Genomic DNA, 20,532 nt, shown 5'->3' with positions numbered 1-20,532 from the left:
AGTCATGATGAACACAGAAAACGTAGTACCTCACTTGAGGGAGGAAGCGGTGAATCCCGTGGGAGACCTCTTGGAGGGTGGAGTGACCACTGGCATAAAGAGAACAGCTATTCACGGAAGTTATAAAGACTTGCGTCAATTATCTTAATTGAACCGCCGTATACGGAACCGTACGTACGGTGGTGTGAGAGGACGGGAGTTAATCGCTCCCTCCTACTCGATTTGTTTTTGTTATAAGAAAAAAGTCTTAGGTTTATTGGATTATATTGAAAATAATTCTCATTCTCTGTTGACGAGGAAAATAATGGTGCTATAATGAATACTGGAAGGAGTTGATAATGATTATCACTGTCAATGAAGCGATAAAATAGTAGAAATTTTATTTTTTTCTTGTTTGATGATAATGATTCTCATTATCTATATCTAGCCTTTTAGTAGGGTGAATAAAGAACATTTCTACAAAAGAAAGCTAGATAAATAGAAATGTTTGGAGACAGCCATGAAGAAACGATTTTTATTACCTGTATTAATCATATTATCTGGAATTTCATTATTTGTTGGTGTTAGCAGCATTACACCATTAGATTTGCTGGACCTTCAATCAGAGGAAACCCAAATTTTTTTAATCAGTAGACTGCCACGGCTTATCTCCATACTGCTTGCCGGTGCGGGAATGAGTATTGCCGGATTGATTATGCAGCAGTTGAGCCGAAACAAATTTGTCTCACCGACCACGGCTGGAACGCTGGATGCTACAAAGCTTGGAATCCTTGTAGCAATGCTGATGTTTGCTGATGCATCAATGATGGAAAAAATGGCAGTAGCTTTTGTCTTTGCCTTGGCAGGGACGCTCTTATTTATGCAAATACTTGATCGTATCAAGTTTAAAGACGCTATTTTTATTCCACTCATTGGGCTGATGTTTGGGAATATTTTATCGTCGGTCACTACATTTTTTGCCTATCGGGCCGACTTGATTCAAAATATGTCCGCCTGGTTACAAGGTGATTTCTCAGCGGTGATGAAGGGCAGATACGAGTTGTTATACATAAGTGTTCCGATCGTCATTATTGCTTATCTATATGCCAACCGTTTTACAGTTGCGGGGATGGGTGAAGACTTTTCTAAAAATCTTGGGCTTGCCTATCGTAGGATTGTGAACATAGGATTAATTCTTGTTGCCCTTATTACGGTAACAGTCGTTTTAACAGTAGGGGTTATCCCATTTCTTGGCTTAATCATTCCGAACGTTATCTCCATTTTTAAAGGCGATCATTTACAAAAAACTTTGCCGCATACGGCGCTTCTCGGGGCAATATTCCTTCTGATTTGCGATGTCTTGGGTCGGATGCTCATTTATCCGTACGAGATTTCGATCAGTCTTATGGTCGGCATAATCGGAAGCGGAATCTTCCTATATCTATTATTCCGGAGGAGAGCCCATGCGTAATCTATTAAAAATAACCATTCTCGTTTTGATCGCTGCGGGATGCTGTGCTTTATATTTATTCCATGATTTAAACGGAAGCTTTGATTATGCCTTGCCAAGGCGCGTTGTAAAAGTGGTGGTAATGGTTATTACCGGCTTTACGATTGCTTATGCAACCGTTGTTTTTCAAACGATCACACATAACCGGATTTTGACACCTAGTATTATGGGGTTGGATGCACTTTATTTGCTACTGCAAACTATTATTATTTTCTTCCTTGGGTCCGATCATACCATTGTGATGAATAAGCAATTAAACTTTTTGATTTCTTTGGTTGCGATGATTGTATTTGCTCTATTACTCTATCGGTTCCTATTTAAAAAAGGCAGGCAGCAAATTTACTTCTTGTTGCTCGTTGGGATAATCGTCGGAACGTTTTTTTCGAGCATTTCGAAATTCTTCCAAGTGCTGATTGACCCAAATGAGTTTCAAATTGTTCAAGACCGTATGTTTGCAAGCTTTAATAATATTAATCCAGATTTAGTCTGGCTGTCACTTGTGATTGTCGGGGGTGCCATCATTTATGCATGGCGGTACATCACGTATTTGGATGTTTTATCGCTTGGACGTGAGGTCGCGATCAATTTAGGTGTACCATATGATTCTATCGTTAGACAAATGCTGATTATCGTTGCCATCTTTATTTCAATTTCAACGGCTCTTGTCGGTCCAATTACCTTCTTCGGTTTGATTGTGGCCAACTTGTCGTACCAATTTTTCAAAACTTATAAACATAGAAGATTGATTACTGGTGCGATTGTGTTGAGTATTATCGCTTTAGTTGGTGGGCAATGGGTGGTTGAAAGGATCTTTACTTTCTCAACAACACTTAGTGTCATTATTAATTTTGTTGGCGGTGTATACTTCATCTATTTATTGTTAAAGGAGAGAAAAGCGACATGATTCAAGTGAAGTCACTGTCAAAGTTTTATGGGGAAAAAGCGGTTGTCGAGGATGTGTCTGTTACGATTCAGCCACGAAAAATCACTTCCTTCATCGGTCCTAACGGGGCCGGGAAATCAACCTTGCTGTCCATGATCAGCCGGCTCTTGGATGCGGATACGGGAGAAGTACTGATTGATAACACCAATGTCAAAAAAATGAAATCCAATGACTTTGCCAAGAGAGTTTCGATTTTGAAGCAGTCCAACTATATGAATGTCCGTCTTACGATTCGAGAGCTTGTGTCGTTCGGCCGTTTTCCTTACTCAAAAGGCCGATTGACGGAAGAGGATGAGCGGATAGTGGATCAATCACTTGAATATATGCACTTGTCCGATCTACAGCATAGATATTTGGATGAACTGTCTGGAGGCCAGCGCCAACGTGCATTTATTGCGATGGTCATCGCACAGGACACCGAGTATATTTTGCTCGATGAACCCCTGAATAATCTGGATATGAAGCATTCGGTTCAGATTATGAAGATTTTACGCCGATTGGTGGATGATCTTGGTAAAACAGTTGTTATTGTTCTCCATGATATCAACTTTGCTTCGGTCTATTCTGACTGGATTATCGCGTTAAAGGACGGCAGGGTAGTGAAGGATGGTCCGACAGAAGAAATCATTCAATCGTCAGCATTAAAGGAAATATACGATATGGATATTCCGATTCAGGATATGGGTAACTGCCGTATTTGTGTGTATTTTAATTCTTAAATATTTTGAACCTGGTTAAGTAAGCAAATTAACATACAAAATTCTTAAGGAGAGAATTGTAATGAAGAAGTGGAGTTTACTAGGAGTTATATTTTCTATCATTCTTGTATTAGCCGCATGTGGTGGTGCTAAGGAGACATCTCAGCAAGAAAAGTCTTCCGGTAGTAAAGGGAGTGAAACAACGGAAGCAAAAGAAGTTTCGATCCAACATAAATTTGGGGAAGTAGTTGTTAAGAAAAATCCTGAAAAAGTAGTTGTTTTTGACTTTGGTGTCTTAGATACCCTAGATGAATTAGGGGTTGAGGTTGCAGGTGTGCCACAAGCTATGATTCCTAGCTATTTGGAAAAATATGCAGATAAAAAATATACGAATGTCGGAAGCTTGAAAGAGCCTGACTTTGAAGCTATTCATGCCTTACAGCCGGATGTCATTTTTATCTCTGCACGCCAAGCTGAATTATATGATCAATTTGCAGAAATTGCCCCAACTGTTTTTATTGAATTAGACTTTACAAAATATATGGAATCTTTCGAGAAAAACATGAACTTAATTGGACAAATCTTTGGAAAAGAAGAGAAAGTGGCTAGTGAATTAAAAGAAATTAAAGCTGACATTGAAAAGTTAAATCAAAAAGCTACATCTTCGAATCAAAAAGGTTTAATTGTATTAACAAATGAAGGAAAAGTGAGTGCGTTCGGTCCAAATTCTCGTTATGGGTTTGTTCATGATGTATTTGGATTCGGTGCAGTAGATAAAGATATTGAAGTATCTACACATGGCCAAGTGGTAACATTTGAGTATATTATGGAGAAAAATCCAGATGTATTGTTTGTCATCGACCGTAATGTAGCCGTTGGTGGTGAAGCAGGTGCGAAAAAGACAATTGAAAACGAGCTTGTTCAAAAAACCAATGCATATAAAAACAACAAAATCGTTTACTTAGATGCAAATACTTGGTATTTAAGTGGCGGCGGATTAAAATCTATTAAATTAATGGCAGATGAAATTGAAGCAGCCCTATAAGATTACAGGCCAGGCATTTTAGCCTGGCTCTTGTTGTATGTTGATTTGCTACAGTGTAGTGATATTTTATAGTGAAAAAAACACGGAGGGATTTTCATGTTTTATCAAATTAAGAGGATTGTTGTAAAAGAAGGATTTGCCAATCAAGTGGTAGAGCGATTTTCAAAGCGAGGTGGACTATTGGAACAACAAGTCGGTTTTATTGATAAACAAGTTTTGGTGAAAAAGGTGCGTCGCGGTGATGAGGAAGTGATGGTCGTAATTCGCTGGGAGTCTGAAGAAGATTGGAAAAACTGGGAGATGAGTCCTGAACATATTGCTGGTCATAAGGCAAATCGTGGAATCCCTAAACCAGAATATATTCTCGAATCGAGCCAAGATCTTTATTATACAGCAACTAGTGAAGGACAGAACCAATAAAAGATCCCTTACTAATAAGTAGTGTTTTTTCAGATGGTGGGGGCAAAGTTGAAAATAGAAATCATCCATTGAAATAGTGAACAAAAGCTTGGAAGCTCATTATTCCAAGCTTTTTATACATAACAAAAAATGCTTGTTACCATTTGATTGTGCTGGAGATTGTTTTTATTTTGTGTAGCGGTTGGCATAGCTAGAGGCGACGAAGGCGTCTGGTTTGATTTTCGGTTCGACACCCATGGATTCCATTCTTGTAACCATTTCTTTCACAAATTCACTTGTTTTATTTCTTTTTCCTGCTCCGATGTCGATATGACCTTCGATCGTAAAGGAGGCCCCATCATAAATATGTGGAAGAACGAGGTTAATTAATGTATTTTTTCTTTCCGAGGTAAATAAGGAAACGATTTCTTCGGTCAATGACAGTTCTAGAGAAATTCGCTCATGTAATTGCGTCATTTTCCTTGGAACAATGACCTTTCTTATACAGGCCCATACGCCCTTTCCCACATTCTGAATGACAATTCCGGTAATAAATGTGGTTTGGGATTTATGAACCTGTGAATCTGTTCCAATCATTAGGCGATAATTCCCGCATGGGTCACTACTTATAAATTCTACAATTCTCTCAAAAACCTGTTCAAAGGACATCTGTGTTTCTTGAAGATTTTTAAATAAAAGGCCGGTGGCCCTGGGATGATTCATAAGTGATACACCACATCTTTCCCTTTGATGTTTATTACTTTATTTTATGGAAAGAGATTGTTTAGCGTGCAGAGTGATTATCATAGTGCTTGTCCTTGATGATTACTTTAGAGAGATATTGACTAAGTTTACGGAGCAGTAATCGTTTATCTACCCACAATTGTTAACCAATATTAAAATTTGGTTGACAAAATATCTTTCTATTATTATGTTAAAAATATGAAAATTGAATCTGAAGTGGGGTATGAATTATGAAGTTTAGGGCTCTTGATCTAACACTTGTCAGTTTATTTGTTGCACTTATGGCCGTTGGTGCAAATATTACTACGATTGCACCATTTTTACAGGTTGGTGGTGTTCCAATCACCTTGCAAACGTTTTTTGCTATTTTATCAGGGTTAATTTTGGGTAGCCGCTTGGGTGCTATTGCTATGATCGTTTACGCGATGCTTGGAATGGTAGGAGCCCCTGTTTTTGCTGGGTTTTTTGGTGGAATTGGGATTATACTGAGACCTACCTTTGGCTTTATTATTTCATATATATTTGCGGCATATATTACAGGAAAAATTGTCGAAAAGAAAAAAAGTCTACCAGCATTTATTTTGGCAGCATTGATTGGAACAGCCATCAATTATGTGTTCGGTACAAACTGGATGTACTATGCCTACAAGCTTTGGGCAGCTGCTCCAGAAGGTTTTAGCTATAAATTGGCATGGCTATGGATGGTTCCCCCACTGCCAAAGGATATTATTCTATCCATCGTTGCGGGAACTGTAGCGTTCAAACTCGAAAAAAACCTCCTTTCAAAAGGACATTTCAAAACATTAAAAAATGCGTCATAATAAAAGGGGCTGTCCAGAAAGTCGTTTTTTCGTCTTCTGGAAGCCCCTTTTCATCGGAAAGAATGTTTTTCGATTTCTAGATAGGTTTAAGCACCATTTTCCTAGCGGTGTAATCCCCCAATAATCATCATCCCAGTCTCTTTGTATTTCCATTGGACAGAATACAAGCCAAACGTTGCTGTTTAGGATGTGATTTTTGATAATTCTAAAATTTGGTATATTAACATACTTTTTTTACTATATTGGACATTTATACTTTTTGGACATTTTTTAGTAGATAACGCCTAATTGGAAAGTCTATACATTGCCATAATTAAAATAATTTGATAAATTATTACGGTATTTACTAAATAGAGCAAGGGGGAGATGGAATGAAAGTAATAGAAACGTTCATTGGTGAAGCAAACGCGTTACTATGGTCCTATATCTTGATTATTTTGCTAGTCGGTTCGGGTCTTTATTTTACTATAAGAACAAAATTTGTCCAATTTGGGATGATCGGTGAAATGTTTCGCCTGATGGGCGAAGGTTCTAAAGGGGACAATAAAGGTATATCATCTTTTCAGGCATTCTGTATTAGTACGGCTTCTCGTGTGGGAACTGGTAACTTGGCCGGTGTAGCTATTGCTATTACAACTGGGGGGCCTGGGGCCGTTTTTTGGATGTGGCTCATTGCGATCATCGGATCTGCTTCAGCCTTTATCGAAGCAACACTTGCGCAAATCTATAAAGTAAAGGATGGAGACACGTACCGCGGTGGTCCAGCCTATTATATGGAAAAGGCTTTGAATGCTCGCTGGATGGGGATTACATTTGCTGTCTTAATCTCGTTAACATTCGGATTGGCCTTTAACTCAGTACAGGCAAATACGATTACTAGTTCATTAAATAATTCTTTTGGGATTGATAAAGCTTTAATCGCTGTTGTATTATCCATCATTACTGCTATCATCATTTTCGGTGGACTTAAAAGAGTAGCTAAAGTGGCAGAATGGATGGTGCCAGTCATGGCTGGAGCCTATATTCTTTGTGCACTTTATATTATGATTACGAATATTACAGAACTTCCAGGCGTTCTAAAATTAATCTTCGAAGGTGCCTTTGGGTTTAACCAAGTTGCAGGTGGAGCTTTGGGAGCAGCGATGATGAACGGAATTAAACGCGGGCTGTTCTCGAATGAAGCAGGTATGGGTAGTGCACCTAATGCCGCAGCTACAGCAGAAGTTAGCCATCCGGTTAAACAAGGATTGATTCAAGCACTAGGTGTTTTCTTTGATACACTTGTGGTCTGCAGTTGTACAGCATTTATCATCCTTTTATCAGGTTTATATACATCTAAAGAAAGTGACGGTATCGTCTTAACTCAAAACGCTCTTGAAGGTTCATTAGGTTCATGGGCTGGAATCTTCCTTGCTTTTATCGTTTTCTTATTTGCGTTTAGTTCTGTAGTAGGTAACTACTATTATGGAGAATCAAATATTGAATTTATTAAAAATAATAAATTGGTTCTAAATCTTTACCGCACAGCTGTTGTTGGTATGGTAGCATTTGGTTCCGTGGCAGAGTTAAGCTTTGTATGGAATCTAGCTGATTTATTCATGGCACTTATGGCTATTATCAATTTAATTGCCATCTTGTTGCTCGGAAAAATTGCCTTTGCTGCTCTAGCTGACTATAAAAAACAAAAGGCTGCAGGGAAGAATCCTGTATTCTATACAACGAATATAAAAGGTATTAAAAATGTGGAAGCGTGGGAAAACGCTCCAGCTCAGCAGGGCAATAAACAGAACCTGGGTTAAGGACAAAAGAATCTTAGCTACTTTACAAAACTAAAAAGGCATTTCTACCTTTGTTAGGTGGAAATGCCTTTTTCCTTTTTGGCGGGTATGTTGTGGTTGTTTTGCTTGATTTCCTGCTTATTTTTCAGATAGAAGATGGAAGTCATGATTATGGTCAAGCCTCCGTAAAGGGCACACATGAGCTGCAAGCCAATTAGATCTAACAAGAACCCGGTGATGAGAAGAACGATTTGAAAGATGATTCGGTCAAGCATATTACGGAAGGAGAAAAATCTCCCGTGAAAATCTTTAGGAACTTTCGTTTGAAAAATGGTGGCAGCTGTCGGGAAAAAGCAGCCAACCGAAAACCCAAATATGACAAACGCTATTATTGTTATGATTGGGATGTTGGCCAAATATAAAAGAAACTGAGATAACCCAATCAGAAACGCACTGCTAAACAAAATGGTATACGGGGAACTTTTGCTACTAATTTGCTTGATCATAAATGCCCCTAGCATAAAGGATATCCCTTCTGCGGTATAGATCCAGCCCTTGATTGCGGAACTTTCCTGGAGTTCACTGATATTGATGACCAACAGGTTAAAGCCCCCTAAAAATAGTAGAGGAATAAGTGACAAGAGAAGAGTCATAAAGACAATCGGAAGTCCTTGAATAACGGGAAATACGTCTTTAAAGCTCGTTTTCTCTTGAGGACTTGTTTTTTCAAGACGGCTCTCTTCCTTCATCCTTTCAGCTTTTTTCGTTTCTGTCGATAGTGCCTGTTTGGTATTCGGTTCATCAATGTTTAAAAAACAAGTAAGAATGAATAGAATGATATAAGCCACCAAAGAGCCCGTATATATCATTGATAAGGGAAGAGCTACAAGCAATACCCCTGCAAGTGCAGTTCCGATAATCCGTGATAATGTTGCTACATTCATATGAACTCCATTTAACTGAAGTAATTCTCTGTCAGCCACAATAAGAGGGATTGCTGCTTGCAATGCAGGAAAATAGAATGCGGCAGAAGTTTGAATTAAGACAGAAAAGACGAGCATCCACCAAATGGAGCCGGTTGAAATCGCAATAAACATAAAAATGACACTAATGATTCGGACAAATCCGGAAATTAGCATCACCATTTTTTTGCTGATTTGATCTGTCAATCTGCCTGCATATGGTCCAACAGCAATACCAGCAACCAATCCCCCTGCAAGAAGAAGTGATTTTATAAAATCAGAAGGCACCTTCTCCTGCATAAACTCCAAATTCCCAATCACCCCAAGCCATAAACCAAGACCAGCCACAAATTCCCCCGTTAATATAATCCACACATTCCGATTTCTCCACATATCTAGCGCCTCACGTTCATCTATTCTATAACCCTATGCCTTTCAAAGATACAACAATATTCGAAATAATACAATAAAGGTGTCTGGCAATGCTCAGGGACATTTCCTTGTTTTGTCTGTCTAAGGTGGACATGGACTGCCAGTCCAAATCATACATACTATAAAATAATTTGTATTTAGGTTGTTATGTTTTGTCTAATGACATTTGTTGGATAAGAGGTATAATCGGAAGTATCTGAATATTTTTACATCTGAGTAATGGGGTTTTAGTTGGTACTTCAATGCTGGTAAGTTGTCTCCCTGCTGCTTCAGTTCTTTCAGGTGCATGTCTATATGAACTCCTAGAGATTACATGGTAAGAGATAAACGCAGTTTTTATTACCTTATTAAAAAAAGGAGTGTTTTAATCATGCAAAAACAAAAGTTGTTAATTAATGGGGAAAGATTGAAAAAGGAACTGGAACGATTTGCTGAATTTGGAAAGACAGAAAATAATGGTGTAACTAGGCTGGCATTATCAGAAGAAGATCGTAGGGCAAGAGATTATTTCCGCTCTTGCTGTGAGGAATTGGGAATGTCAGTCAAGGTCGATGATATGGGATGTATGTACGCCACGCTTGAAGGGACTGAAAATAAACCACCAATTCTGATTGGCTCCCATCTCGATTCTGTAAAAAAAGGCGGACGGTTTGATGGGGTTCTGGGAGTAGTTGCTGGTTTGGAAGTTGTTAGAACCCTTGTTGAAAACAACATTAAACCCAAAATCCCTATTACTGTTGTGAACTTTACCAATGAAGAAGGTGCGAGGTTTGAGCCGTCAATGATGGCCTCAGGTGTGCTCGCTGGTAAATTTGATAAATCAGTCATGTTGAAAAAGAAAGATGCTTCAGGGACTACTTTTGAGGAAGCTTTAAAAGCCATTGGCTACGCTGGAGAAGAGGAAAATCGTCTAAAAGAGGCCACAGCCTTAATCGAAATGCATATTGAACAAGGTCCAATTTTAGAGGCAGAAGGACTTTCCATTGGTGTGGTTGAGTGTGTGGTAGGTATGGCCTGCTATGAAATTGAAGTGACCGGAGAATCGGATCATGCTGGTACCACTCCTATGCATATGCGTAAGGATGCGCTTTTTGCAGCAAACAATCTTATCAATGATATTCGCAAACGCTTAGGGTCTCTGGATAAAGATTTGGTGTATACCATTGGCCGGGTTAATGTCTATCCAAGTATCCATACGGTAATTCCAAATAAGGTAGTGTTTACACTTGAAGCTCGTCATAAAGATATGGAAATTGTCAACACCGTTAAGGATTTCATTCAAGGGCTTCCAAACCTGGGGATTAACGAGGGCTGTGAGGTAAAAACAACGAAACTATGGGAACGCGATACCGTGTGGTTCAAGCCAGAACTATGTGACCTCGTAGAACAGTCAGCTCAGTCGCTTGGGTACTCACACAGAAGAATGGTCAGTGGAGCAGGACATGATGCACAGTTCATTGCTAGTTTGGTCCCTTCTGTCATGCTATTCGTTCCAAGCATAAATGGTAAAAGTCATTGTGAAGAAGAACTGACCACATGGGAAGACTGTGAAAAAGGAGTAAACGTCGTATTGGATTCCGTTCTAAGTCTTTTATCTAAATAAAATCAATTAAAATTACCAGAATATTTAATGTGTCTAAAGATCGTTTGGGTATTACTCTCAAATAAATATAATAAATAGGTGAATGCGTTTACAGAGATTTTGGGAGTATATTGTGTTTTTTTACAAAATGTTTAAGATGAATCTTGTAATTAGTTTTGCCAATCGTATTTTCAGGAGGATCAACATGATTACAAATATTGCAACAGTAGCTGTTTATGTGGACGACCAACAAAAGGCAAAGAATTTTTGGACAGAAAAGGTTGGATTTGAAGTTAAGGCAGAGTTTCCAATGGGCCCTAATGCCTTCTGGCTTGAGGTCGCGCCTCCTAACGCAGAGTCTCATTTAGTCCTTTATCCTAAATCCATGATGCCGGGTCATGAAAATATGAAAGCATCGATTGTTTTTAAATGCAAAAACATTATGGAACTGTATGAAAACATGAAAGCAAAAGGTGTTCAGTTTAAGGGTGAACCGCAAACGATGCAATGGGGTTCATTCGTCCAGTTTATTGACGAAGACGGAAATGAGTTTTTATTGAAAGAATAATCACTAGAACAGAGGATCAAAGAAACTACAATTCTTTGGTCCTTTTTTTATAAAAAATAATCAAACGTTTGATTAGATAACGGTAGTCTGGGGAATTAAGGATTTTTTATGGTTAATCAAATGTTTGATTAAATTGTTCATTAACCAAACGTTCGATTAAGTTTTTCTTTGCTAATCAAACGATTGATGAAAAAAACTAATAGCCTGTTACTATTAGGCTTAAAGTTGGGAAATAAAAGATATTAAAATTGCGAATTGACAAAAAATGCATTTAATAATACTATAAAATTATTAAGTAAATTAACTTAATTAACTATTAATTGAATTTTGAAAACGTTTCCTAAAAATGTCGTTTTTATCAAAGGGGGAGAAAAATGAAGAAGTGGCTTGGTATTGCTGTGACAGCGGCACTTACTCTTGGTTCATTGGCAGGGTGTGCAAGCGGTAAAGAAGAAACAAACAAAGTCGTTGGGAGAAATGGTGAAAAGATAACTTATTGGGCTCCTTTCTCTGGTGCAGACGGTCCACGTATGAAGCAGATTGTGGAAAACTATAATCAATCTCAAGATAAGTATAATGTGGATTTACAAATTGTTCCACAGTCAGAATATTATAAAACAGTAGACCTTGCCTTGTCTGGTCAAAAAAATGCTCCTGATCTACTAATTATGCATACAGACCAGTTAAAGAATTATGCAGATAAAAATTTGTTGAAAGACTTAAGCGATACGATAGAAAAAACGGGCGTTAAAGAAGAAGATTATTCTGAAACGGCTTGGAATGCTGGAAAAATTAATGGCAAACAGTATTCGATTCCATTAGATATCCATCCATTAATCATGTATTACAATAAAGATTTATTTAAGGAAGCAGGACTAGATCCAGAGAAGCCACCAACCAATCGGGAAGAATTTGTGGAAGCTGCTAAAAAGTTGACAGATCCATCTAAAAATCAATACGGATTTGTGGTACCAACGCTATGGCCAAACCAATTTATTTTTCCAACCATTTTATTTCAAAATGGTGGTGAGTTAATGAAGGATGGAAAGCCAAACTACAATAGTCCGGAAGCAGTTGAAGCATTAACATTCTATCGTGATTTGATTTATAAAGAAAAAGTCTCTCCTAAAAATGTACAGCAAGATGGTGAAGTAACTTTATTCCTTCAAGGGAAAAATGCGATGCATTTAAATGGCCCTTGGATGATGGAACAATGGGATAAAGCTGGTATCAACTATGGTGTTGCGCCTGTTCCTCAATTAGGAACAAAGCAACAAGCTGTTTATGCTAATGGACATAATTTTGTGATCCCTGCCTCTGTAAAAGATGCGAAAAAGTTAAATGGTATTACTGACTTCTTAAAATACGTAGCTGAAAATACGATGGAGTGGGCGAAATCGGGACAAGCTCCAGCCTCCAAAGCGATCTATGAACAAAGTGAAGAATTTAAACAAATGAAGCAACAGCCTATTGTGGCTTCTGAATTTGAATATGCTAAGTTTGCTCCTGTTATTTCTAACTGGGGACAATTATCAGATCCGCTTTGGGCAGAAATTAACCTTGCACTATTAGATAAGAAGGATCCACAAAAAGCATTAGATGATGCCAATAAAAAGGCTGAACAATTATTAAATAAGTAAATCTAAAAGGAGGCGGACGGGTGGTATGAAAACCTGCCTGTCTCTTTTTATTTATTATGAAAGCAATTTTTATCGCAGTTGAAAGGAGGAAAATGAATGAGGAAATCAAGCTGGAAATCCCAATTGACATCAAGCCTTTTTGTTCTCCCTTATTTGTTTTTATTTATTGTTTTTCTTTTAATTCCTATTGGTTATGGTGCTTGGATTAGTTTGCATAATTGGGATTTATTAAATCCAGTTTACCAATTTGTTGGATTCAAAAATTACACTAAAATCTTTGATTCAGATTCCTATTTAAATGACTTATTTTTTGAAGGACTAAAAAATACCTTTCAATTCGTTGTGTATAGTGTTCCTTTATTAGTGGTTGTAGGCTTAGGACTAGCATTATTAGTAAATGCACTGCCTAGTAAAATCAAGGGATTTTTCCGAACGGTTTATTTTATCCCTTATGCTGTTTCTGTTTCCATCGTTGCAATTATTTGGTTATGGATCCTTGATACAAACAGTGGATTAATTAATCAGTACTTGCAAAAATGGAATATTCCGATGATTCCTTGGCTGACGGAAATGCCTTGGGCTTGGGTTTCACTAGTCATGGCAACACTCTGGTGGACGATTGGTTTCAATATGGTCATCTTTATCAATGCATTAAATGATGTTCCAGAGGAGCTGTATGAAGCAGGATCACTTGATGGGGCATCACGCTGGCAGCGATTGATTTATATTACATTGCCAAGCATTAAACCGACCATGTTGTTTGTTTTCATTACATCTACGATCGCCTCCTTTAATATATACGGTCAACCATTCTTGATGACACGAGGAGGTCCTGGCACTGAAACAAAGGTGCTATTAATGAACATAGTAGACGAAGCATTTGAACAGCGACAATTGGGAAATGCAGCAGCTATGTCTATATTAATGGCATTAATCATGATAATTATTTCAGTTTTACAATTTAGAATCTCGAATCGAAAGGAGTAGAACAGCATGGAAAATAAAATGTTAAAGCTTATTATAGTCATTGTTGCAATTATTGTGGGCTTGATTTTTATCGTACCTATATTCTGGATGCTGGCTACTTCCTTTAAAACGGATCAGGAAGCATTTACAGCAGGTGTAAAGTGGTTCCCCAAAGTATTTACTCTTGAAAATTATCAATACATATTGGAAGGAAATACCGATACACCTGTACTGAAATGGATGGGTAATTCCATTTTTGTAGGGATTGTAGGTACTTTAATTGTTCTCTTTGTGGATACACTGGCAGCATACGGCCTTGCTCGCTTAGATGTACCATTTAAGAAAACTCTTATTAGCATTTTTATTGGGTCGTTGACAATTCCGTGGGTTATTACATTTTTACCATTATATATGGAGTTTAGCACTTTAGGGCTATTAGATACTTATGCAGTCTTAATTCTTCCTTACTCGGCTAATGCTTTTGGAGTTTTTCTACTTTATCAATATTTTCGTGGTTTCCCAAAGGAACTGGAAGAAGCAGCATTTCTTGACGGGGCAAATAAATGGCAAGTTTTTGTGAAAGTCGTTCTGCCTTCAGCAAGGCCGGTTATCTGGACGTTAGCAATTTATACGTTTATGAGTATCTATAACGACTTCCTGTGGCCGCTTGTCACAACAAATTCGCCAGAAATGAGAACCATTACAACCGGAATTGCCATTATGCAGCAAGGAAGCTTTGTATCATCTCCTGGAAGGCTGATGGCTTTAACCTCTATTGCAACGATCCCAGCTGTACTATTGTTCATAATTGGACAACGCTCTTTCATTAAAGGTGTCAATCAAACAGGAATTAAATAGGATTAGGAAGGATGAAAAACGTGTCAATACCCCGTAATGAATATCCAAGACCTCAATTAGTTAGAAAAAATTGGTTGAATTTAAATGGTGAATGGCAATTTGCTTTTGATGATGAAAATATAGGTGTAAAGGAAAAATGGTTTCAGATAGTTCATCCGTTTAAACAAAAAATTATAGTTCCCTTTGCCTACCAAACAAAACTAAGTGGAATTAATGATCCATCATTTCATGACCATGTCTGGTACCGTCGTGAATTTACGGTTCCAAAGGAATGGAGCGGTCAAAAAATAATTCTCCATTTTGGAGCAGTGGACTACCGTGCTTGGGTATATGTAAATGGTCAGTATGCCGGATACCATGAAGGCGGTCATGTTTCTTTCTCTTTTGATATTACTGAACTATTAACTTGGGAAACTGAAACAATTGTAGTTAGAGTTGAGGATCCATCAAGGGATGAAACCATTCCTAGAGGAAAACAATTCTGGTTTGAAAAATCTGATTCGATTTGGTATACCCGGACAACTGGGATTTGGCAGACAGTTTGGTTAGAGCCCGTCAGTTCCACGAATATATCAAAATTAAGATTGACACCGGATATAGATCGTGGTGATATCATTGTCGAATTTGAGGTGAAAGGAAACTATTTAAATAAAAAGGCTGAAATTGAAATTGGTTTTAAGGGTGAAAAGGTTGTATTAGACACTATTGAAATATTTGAAGCTTACAATAAGCGTTCTATTAATCTTTATAACCGCCAGATTTTTAGAACATCTTTCCACCATGTGGGTTGGAATTGGACACCTGAATCTCCGAATCTTTTTGATATAAAAATTACTTTAAAAGATGACCAAGAAGTATTTGACGAGATAGATTCTTATTTCGGTATGAGGAAAATTCATATTGAAAATGGGATGGTCTATTTAAATAACAAGCCATATTATCAGAAATTAGTGCTTGACCAAGGATATTGGCCGGATGGATTGTTAACGGCTCCTACTGATGAGGATTTAAAAAAGGATATTGAACTAGCATTAGAAATGGGGTTTAATGGCTGCCGAAAACATCAAAAAGTAGAGGATCCACGTTTCTTTTATTGGGCAGACAAGTTAGGCTTTCTTGTTTGGGGGGAATGTCCCGCATCACCATCCTATAGTGAGGATGCTGCCTCCAGATTAACAAAAGAGTGGATTGAAATTATTGAAAGGGATTATAATCATCCATCGATAGTTGCTTGGGTACCGTTAAACGAAAGTTGGGGAGTTCCTTTTATTAAATTCAACAAACAGCAGCAGCACCATTCGTTAGCCATGTACCATTTAATTCACTCTCTTGACCCAACCCGTTTAGTCATTTCCAATGATGGCTGGGAACTCACGGTGACAGATATTTGCGCGATTCATAATTATAATCATGGATCGAGTGATGAAAAGGAAAAATATGAAGCGTTTAAAGAATCCTTGGCTACTAAGGAAAATCTTCTAAGGTCAAAGCCAGCAAATCGTGGAATTTATGCGGATGGCTTTGAACACAATGGAGAACCAATATTACTTACCGAATTTGGTGGTATTGGATTTAAAGTGGGAGAAAATAATGGCTGGGGTTATACATCTGTTAAGGATGAGCAGGAATTTATTGCTGACTATCGCAGAGTAATGGAAGCTGTCTATGCCTCACAAGCATTGCATGGTTATTGCTATACACAATTAACCGATGTAGAGCAAGAGATTAACGGTTTATTAACTTATCATAGAGAACCAAAATGCGAGTTGGAAAAAATTAGAGAAATTAATGAAATGTGGCATCCAAATGTAGTGAAGTTCTAAAAATGTTCTATCAAAGATTTTTTATTAAGAAAAATTTCTAATAATCCTTTCTCAAAAGCGTTCAGAAATAATCTTTTAATAAAGAGCGTTTTTGGAAAGAATGTTCTTTTGTATTTCTTCTCTAAACGATGGTTTTAACAGGTATTTTTTCATTTTGTGCTATGATGGTCTAGAACGAAACACAGACAGTTTTTTTAAATGAAACTAATTTCACAATACAATAAACAAGGAGAAAAGGGTTGAAGAAATTTGAGTTTCGAGGCAAAAACCGGCAGCTTTGAAAAAATGAAGCAGCTGAATCAATCAACGGTTTTGAACATGATACGTATGAGGGAACCGATTTCAAGGGCAGAAATTGCTAAGTTAACAAAGTTAACTCCCCCAACCGTTAGTTCTTTAGTGAATGAATTGATTCAAAAAAATCTTGTTACAGAAGAAGAAGCCCCTAGTTCCAAGGCTGGAGGCAGAAAACCAATCATGCTTCGTATCAATTATTCTGCCTACTATATCGTAGGTGTCTATGCGGCAGCCGAGATTATTCGTGTCATTTTGACTACCATGGATGGGAAAATTATATCTGATTATTGTAAGGAAATGACTGAACTTCCTTCTAAACATGAATTTTTAAATTTGGTCATAGAGAGTATCCATTATGTGCTTAATCATACAACAATCGATAAAAGTCTAATTTTAGGAATAGGTTTTGCCATGCATGGTTTAGTGAACCCAAATGAAGGTTTAGCGATCTTTTCACCGCATTTGCAATTAGAAAATATTCCAATCAAAGATTGTTTGGAAGAAGAATTTGATATTCCTGTTTTTGTTGAAAATGATGTTCGGGCGCTAGCTTTAGCAGAAAGCTGGTTTGGCCAAGGAAAAGATGTTTCAGACTTCGTCTGTATAAGTGTAGGACGGGGTATTGGTTCTGGCATTTTTATAAATAGTGAAATTTATAAAAGTTCCTTTAATACGGGAGGGGAAATTGGACATACGATTATAGATGTGAATGGACCGAAATGCCAATGTGGAAATCATGGGTGCTTAGAGGCTTATGCATCGGAAACGGCTATTCTTAGTAAGGTTAAAAGTGAACTAAACAATTATCCCGATTCCATTCTTTTTCAATGGGTTAAGAACGGTAAAAAGGAACTTTCTTTAAATTTGGTATTTGATGCAGCAAGGTCAGGAGATGAATTAGCAGCTTCTATTTTGGTTGAAACGGGTCGCTCTTTAGGTTTAGCGGCAGCTAATATGATTAATATTCTTAAACCATCAAAACTAATCTTGGAAGGAAATATTTTTTTAGAGGATAAATATGTTTTAGATCCACTTAAACAGATGATTAACAAATATACCTTTAAAAGTCCTCATGAGGAAATTTCAGTTGTTTGTTCAAAATTAGGGAAAACGGGAATGCCTCTAGGGGCAGTGACTCTAGTATTAAATAAACTTTTTAAGCCGGAAGAATAAAATTAGAAAGAGCTTAATGAGAATAGATTCATTAGCTCTTTTTTTGTGATTTTAGTAAAAGTTTTACTAAAATTATTGAATGATTTTACTGAGGGAAGTAGAATATATGTATAATTAATAGATTGTGAGGGTTGAAAAATGAACATTCTCCCCCTGAACAAAACATTTTTAGACTTATATGGAGTTTTACCAAAACAGGCGTTTTTTGCTCCAGGCAGGATTAATTTGATTGGTGAACACACTGACTATAATGGTGGTCATGTATTTCCTTGTGCCATTACTTATGGAACTTATGCAGTTGTACGGAAAAGGGAGGATCAGCTCGTTCGTTTATACTCAGAAAATTTTCCAAACAAAGGAATTATTGAGTTTCAACTAAACGAGTTGGATTATGACAAAGATCATGATTGGGCCAATTATCCTAAGGGGATGATCCGATATATCATCGAGGCGGGTTATCAGATCCCCAATGGTTTTGAATGTGTGATTAAAGGAAACATTCCAAACGGTGCTGGCCTATCATCCTCTGCTTCGATTGAATTATTAACGGGTGTTCTACTGGATGGTTTGTTCCAATTAGGAATTCCACGCCTTGATTTAATTAAAATTGGCAAGCGGGTTGAAAATGAATTTATCGGTGTTAACAGTGGAATCATGGATCAATTCGCTATTGGAATGGGAAAAGAGAAGGCGGGTATTTTACTAGATTGTCAGACACTAAAATATGTATATGCACCAATTCAGCTTGATCACCACAAAATCATTATTATGAATACAAACAAGCGCAGAGAGTTGGCGGATTCGAAATACAATGAACGCCGTAGCGAATGTGAAGAGGCGCTGAGACAGCTTCAGCAAAAGCTTTCTATTGAAGCACTTGGACAGCTATCTGAACAAGAATTTGAAGACAATAAACATCTTATTACGAATGAAGTGGTTCGCAAGCGTGCTAGGCATGCAGTTTATGAAAATAGAAGAACGATAAAAGCGCTTAAGGAATTAAAAGCAGGGAACTTGGTCGGGTTCGGTCAGCTGATGAACCAGTCGCATCTTTCGTTACGCGATGATTACGAGGTGACAGGTGTCGAATTGGACAGTTTAGTTGAAGCCGCGTGGCAACAACCGGGCGTCCTTGGTGCACGAATGACCGGTGCTGGTTTTGGTGGCTGTGCCATCGCGATTGTAGCTAATGAAGAGGTAGAAAATTTTATCGCAAGTGTAGGGGCGGCATATCGAGAAAAGATTGGCTATGAAGCTGAGTTTTATGTGGCTAATATTGGTGACGGTGCCAAAGAAATCGAAATGGAGGCTGTTGATGAATGAGTATTCTTGTTTTAGGCGGAGCAGGCTATATCGGCTCACATGCTGTATATCAATTAATCGATCAAGGACATGAAGTGGTAGTGATTGATAACTTGCAAACTGGCCACAGGAAAGCTATTCACCCAATGGCTCATTTTTATCTAGGAGATATCCGTAACCGTGAGTTTATGAGGTCTGTTTTTGAAAAAGAAAAGATAGAGGCCATTATGCATTTTGCTGCTAATTCCCTTGTCGGAGAATCGATGATAGAGCCGCTGAAATACTTTGACAACAATGTGTATGGAACACAAATTGTTCTCGAAATGATGAAGGAATATGGCGTGAAGTTTATTGTATTCTCGTCAACAGCTGCTGTTTATGGAGAACAGGAAGTGATGCCAATTTCAGAAAACGCTGTCACACTTCCAACCAATACCTATGGAGAAACAAAACTTGCGATGGAAAAAATGATGGCCTGGTGTGAAAAAGCATTTGACCTTAAGTATGTTTCACTAAGGTATTTCAATGTAGCTGGGGCAAGAGAGGACGGACAAATCGGCGAAGATCACAACCCTGAAACCCATTTAATTCCAGTTGTGTTGGAAGCGGCTTTAGGAAAGAGACCAGCGATAACGGTGTTTGGGGAGGATTATGACACTCCAGACGGTACATGCATCCGTGATTATATTCATGTGGAAGACTTGATTGCTGCCCATATTTTAGCGCTCCAGTACTTACAAAATGGCGGAGAAAGCAATATTTTTAACCTCGGATCAAGTCAAGGGTTTTCCGTAAAAGAGATCATTGAAACGGCAAAAGAGGTTACGGGTATAAATATTCCAGTTCAAGTGGGGGAACGTCGTGCCGGTGATCCAAGTACTTTAATTGCTTCATCTGAAAAGGCGAGACAAATTCTTGGTTGGAATCCGAAAAAGACTTCTATCAATCAAATCATTCGTGATGCCTGGAACTGGCACCAGCACCATCCGAATGGTTATGAGGGGTGAGGAGT

General features: G+C 37.9%; 18 protein-coding genes. 16 read left to right on the top strand and 2 right to left on the bottom strand.

Annotation, left to right across the window (positions count from 1 at the left end; translation table 11 throughout):
• Positions 1–499: 499 nt before the first annotated feature.
• From GZA11_RS06465 to GZA11_RS06445, 5 genes are all read left to right on the top strand, one after another.
• Positions 500–1,450: an ABC transporter permease gene (locus GZA11_RS06465; RefSeq protein WP_163183250.1), complete on the top strand. Its 951-nt coding sequence runs from the start codon at positions 500–502 to the stop codon at positions 1,448–1,450.
• Positions 1,443–2,393: an iron chelate uptake ABC transporter family permease subunit gene (locus GZA11_RS06460; protein ID WP_163183249.1), complete on the top strand. Its 951-nt coding sequence runs from the start codon at positions 1,443–1,445 to the stop codon at positions 2,391–2,393. The genes GZA11_RS06465 and GZA11_RS06460 overlap by 8 nt, the downstream gene beginning before the upstream one ends.
• On the top strand, positions 2,390–3,151 hold the full coding sequence (locus GZA11_RS06455; protein ID WP_038538964.1) for an iron ABC transporter ATP-binding protein: 762 nt from the start codon (positions 2,390–2,392) through the stop codon (positions 3,149–3,151). The genes GZA11_RS06460 and GZA11_RS06455 overlap by 4 nt, the downstream gene beginning before the upstream one ends.
• 61 nt (positions 3,152–3,212) lie before the next feature.
• Positions 3,213–4,175 carry a siderophore ABC transporter substrate-binding protein gene (locus GZA11_RS06450; RefSeq protein WP_163183248.1) on the top strand — a complete coding sequence of 321 codons (963 nt, stop codon included), beginning with the start codon at positions 3,213–3,215 and terminating at the stop codon, positions 4,173–4,175.
• Positions 4,176–4,271: 96 nt separating this feature from the next.
• Entirely contained in the window at positions 4,272–4,595 is a 324-nt protein-coding gene (locus GZA11_RS06445; RefSeq protein ID WP_038538968.1) for an antibiotic biosynthesis monooxygenase family protein, read from the top strand.
• Positions 4,596–4,760: 165 nt separating this feature from the next.
• On the opposite strand, the gene GZA11_RS06440 is transcribed toward GZA11_RS06445, so the two are convergent.
• Positions 4,761–5,297, bottom strand: a complete 537-nt coding sequence (locus GZA11_RS06440; protein WP_235924895.1) for a ribonuclease H-like YkuK family protein — start codon at positions 5,295–5,297, stop codon at positions 4,761–4,763.
• Positions 5,298–5,548: 251 nt separating this feature from the next.
• On the opposite strand from GZA11_RS06440, the gene GZA11_RS06435 reads away from it, so the two are divergent.
• Both GZA11_RS06435 and GZA11_RS06430 read left to right on the top strand, forming a co-directional pair.
• A complete protein-coding gene (locus tag GZA11_RS06435; protein ID WP_038538972.1) occupies positions 5,549–6,139 on the top strand; it encodes a biotin transporter BioY in 591 nt (196 codons plus the stop codon).
• 371 nt (positions 6,140–6,510) lie between these two features.
• Positions 6,511–7,938, top strand: coding sequence for an alanine/glycine:cation symporter family protein (locus GZA11_RS06430; RefSeq protein WP_038538974.1), 1,428 nt, complete (start codon positions 6,511–6,513; stop codon positions 7,936–7,938).
• A 53-nt stretch (positions 7,939–7,991) separates the two neighbouring features.
• Here GZA11_RS06430 and GZA11_RS06425 read toward each other — a convergent pair whose 3' ends face one another.
• On the bottom strand, positions 7,992–9,272 hold the full coding sequence (locus GZA11_RS06425) for an MFS transporter (protein ID WP_038538976.1): 1,281 nt from the start codon (positions 9,270–9,272) through the stop codon (positions 7,992–7,994).
• A 409-nt stretch (positions 9,273–9,681) separates the two neighbouring features.
• Between GZA11_RS06425 and GZA11_RS06420 the strand changes: the two genes are divergently transcribed.
• The 9 genes from GZA11_RS06420 to galE all read left to right on the top strand — a co-directional run bounded on the left by GZA11_RS06420 (position 9,682) and on the right by galE (position 20,527).
• The gene (locus GZA11_RS06420; protein WP_163183247.1) at positions 9,682–10,914 is read left to right on the top strand and encodes a Zn-dependent hydrolase; all 1,233 of its coding nucleotides are present in this window, start codon (positions 9,682–9,684) and stop codon (positions 10,912–10,914) included.
• Positions 10,915–11,098: 184 nt separating this feature from the next.
• Positions 11,099–11,461, top strand: coding sequence for a VOC family protein (locus tag GZA11_RS06415; protein ID WP_038538980.1), 363 nt, complete (start codon positions 11,099–11,101; stop codon positions 11,459–11,461).
• 374 nt (positions 11,462–11,835) lie between these two features.
• A complete protein-coding gene (locus tag GZA11_RS06410) occupies positions 11,836–13,101 on the top strand; it encodes an ABC transporter substrate-binding protein (RefSeq protein ID WP_163183246.1) in 1,266 nt (421 codons plus the stop codon).
• A gap of 96 nt (positions 13,102–13,197) precedes the next feature.
• Positions 13,198–14,088, top strand: a complete 891-nt coding sequence (locus GZA11_RS06405; RefSeq protein ID WP_163183245.1) for a carbohydrate ABC transporter permease — start codon at positions 13,198–13,200, stop codon at positions 14,086–14,088.
• A gap of 6 nt (positions 14,089–14,094) precedes the next feature.
• On the top strand, positions 14,095–14,925 hold the full coding sequence (locus GZA11_RS06400; RefSeq protein ID WP_231313998.1) for a carbohydrate ABC transporter permease: 831 nt from the start codon (positions 14,095–14,097) through the stop codon (positions 14,923–14,925).
• 11 nt (positions 14,926–14,936) lie between these two features.
• Positions 14,937–16,748, top strand: coding sequence for a glycoside hydrolase family 2 protein (locus GZA11_RS06395; RefSeq protein WP_204317747.1), 1,812 nt, complete (start codon positions 14,937–14,939; stop codon positions 16,746–16,748).
• A gap of 249 nt (positions 16,749–16,997) precedes the next feature.
• A complete protein-coding gene (locus GZA11_RS06390; RefSeq protein ID WP_163183244.1) occupies positions 16,998–18,218 on the top strand; it encodes an ROK family transcriptional regulator in 1,221 nt (406 codons plus the stop codon).
• Positions 18,219–18,356: 138 nt separating this feature from the next.
• Entirely contained in the window at positions 18,357–19,541 is a 1,185-nt protein-coding gene (locus GZA11_RS06385) for a galactokinase (protein ID WP_163183243.1), read from the top strand.
• A complete protein-coding gene (galE, locus tag GZA11_RS06380) occupies positions 19,538–20,527 on the top strand; it encodes a UDP-glucose 4-epimerase GalE (protein ID WP_038538984.1) in 990 nt (329 codons plus the stop codon). The genes GZA11_RS06385 and galE overlap by 4 nt, the downstream gene beginning before the upstream one ends.
• Positions 20,528–20,532 lie beyond the last annotated feature (5 nt).

This window comes from Neobacillus sedimentimangrovi (genome assembly GCF_010614825.1).
GTDB lineage: Bacteria > Bacillota > Bacilli > Bacillales > Cytobacillaceae > Neobacillus > Neobacillus thermocopriae.
The sequence above is the reverse complement of the archived record's forward strand: the minus strand, read 5'-3'. Positions and strand labels throughout refer to the sequence as shown.

Excerpts from the sequence above, each read along its gene's own strand:
- GZA11_RS06465 (WP_163183250.1), top strand. The coding sequence starts at position 500 with ATGAAGAAACGATTTTTATTACCTGTATTAATCATATTATCTGGAATT.
- GZA11_RS06460 (WP_163183249.1), top strand. The coding sequence starts at position 1,443 with ATGCGTAATCTATTAAAAATAACCATTCTCGTTTTGATCGCTGCGGGA.
- GZA11_RS06455 (WP_038538964.1), top strand. The coding sequence starts at position 2,390 with ATGATTCAAGTGAAGTCACTGTCAAAGTTTTATGGGGAAAAAGCGGTT.
- GZA11_RS06450 (WP_163183248.1), top strand. The coding sequence starts at position 3,213 with ATGAAGAAGTGGAGTTTACTAGGAGTTATATTTTCTATCATTCTTGTA.
- GZA11_RS06445 (WP_038538968.1), top strand. The coding sequence starts at position 4,272 with ATGTTTTATCAAATTAAGAGGATTGTTGTAAAAGAAGGATTTGCCAAT.
- GZA11_RS06440 (WP_235924895.1), bottom strand. The coding sequence starts at position 5,297 with ATGAATCATCCCAGGGCCACCGGCCTTTTATTTAAAAATCTTCAAGAA.
- GZA11_RS06435 (WP_038538972.1), top strand. The coding sequence starts at position 5,549 with ATGAAGTTTAGGGCTCTTGATCTAACACTTGTCAGTTTATTTGTTGCA.
- GZA11_RS06430 (WP_038538974.1), top strand. The coding sequence starts at position 6,511 with ATGAAAGTAATAGAAACGTTCATTGGTGAAGCAAACGCGTTACTATGG.
- GZA11_RS06425 (WP_038538976.1), bottom strand. The coding sequence starts at position 9,272 with ATGTGGAGAAATCGGAATGTGTGGATTATATTAACGGGGGAATTTGTG.
- GZA11_RS06420 (WP_163183247.1), top strand. The coding sequence starts at position 9,682 with ATGCAAAAACAAAAGTTGTTAATTAATGGGGAAAGATTGAAAAAGGAA.
- GZA11_RS06415 (WP_038538980.1), top strand. The coding sequence starts at position 11,099 with ATGATTACAAATATTGCAACAGTAGCTGTTTATGTGGACGACCAACAA.
- GZA11_RS06410 (WP_163183246.1), top strand. The coding sequence starts at position 11,836 with ATGAAGAAGTGGCTTGGTATTGCTGTGACAGCGGCACTTACTCTTGGT.
- GZA11_RS06405 (WP_163183245.1), top strand. The coding sequence starts at position 13,198 with ATGAGGAAATCAAGCTGGAAATCCCAATTGACATCAAGCCTTTTTGTT.
- GZA11_RS06400 (WP_231313998.1), top strand. The coding sequence starts at position 14,095 with ATGGAAAATAAAATGTTAAAGCTTATTATAGTCATTGTTGCAATTATT.
- GZA11_RS06395 (WP_204317747.1), top strand. The coding sequence starts at position 14,937 with ATGAAAAACGTGTCAATACCCCGTAATGAATATCCAAGACCTCAATTA.
- GZA11_RS06385 (WP_163183243.1), top strand. The coding sequence starts at position 18,357 with ATGAACATTCTCCCCCTGAACAAAACATTTTTAGACTTATATGGAGTT.
- galE (WP_038538984.1), top strand. The coding sequence starts at position 19,538 with ATGAGTATTCTTGTTTTAGGCGGAGCAGGCTATATCGGCTCACATGCT.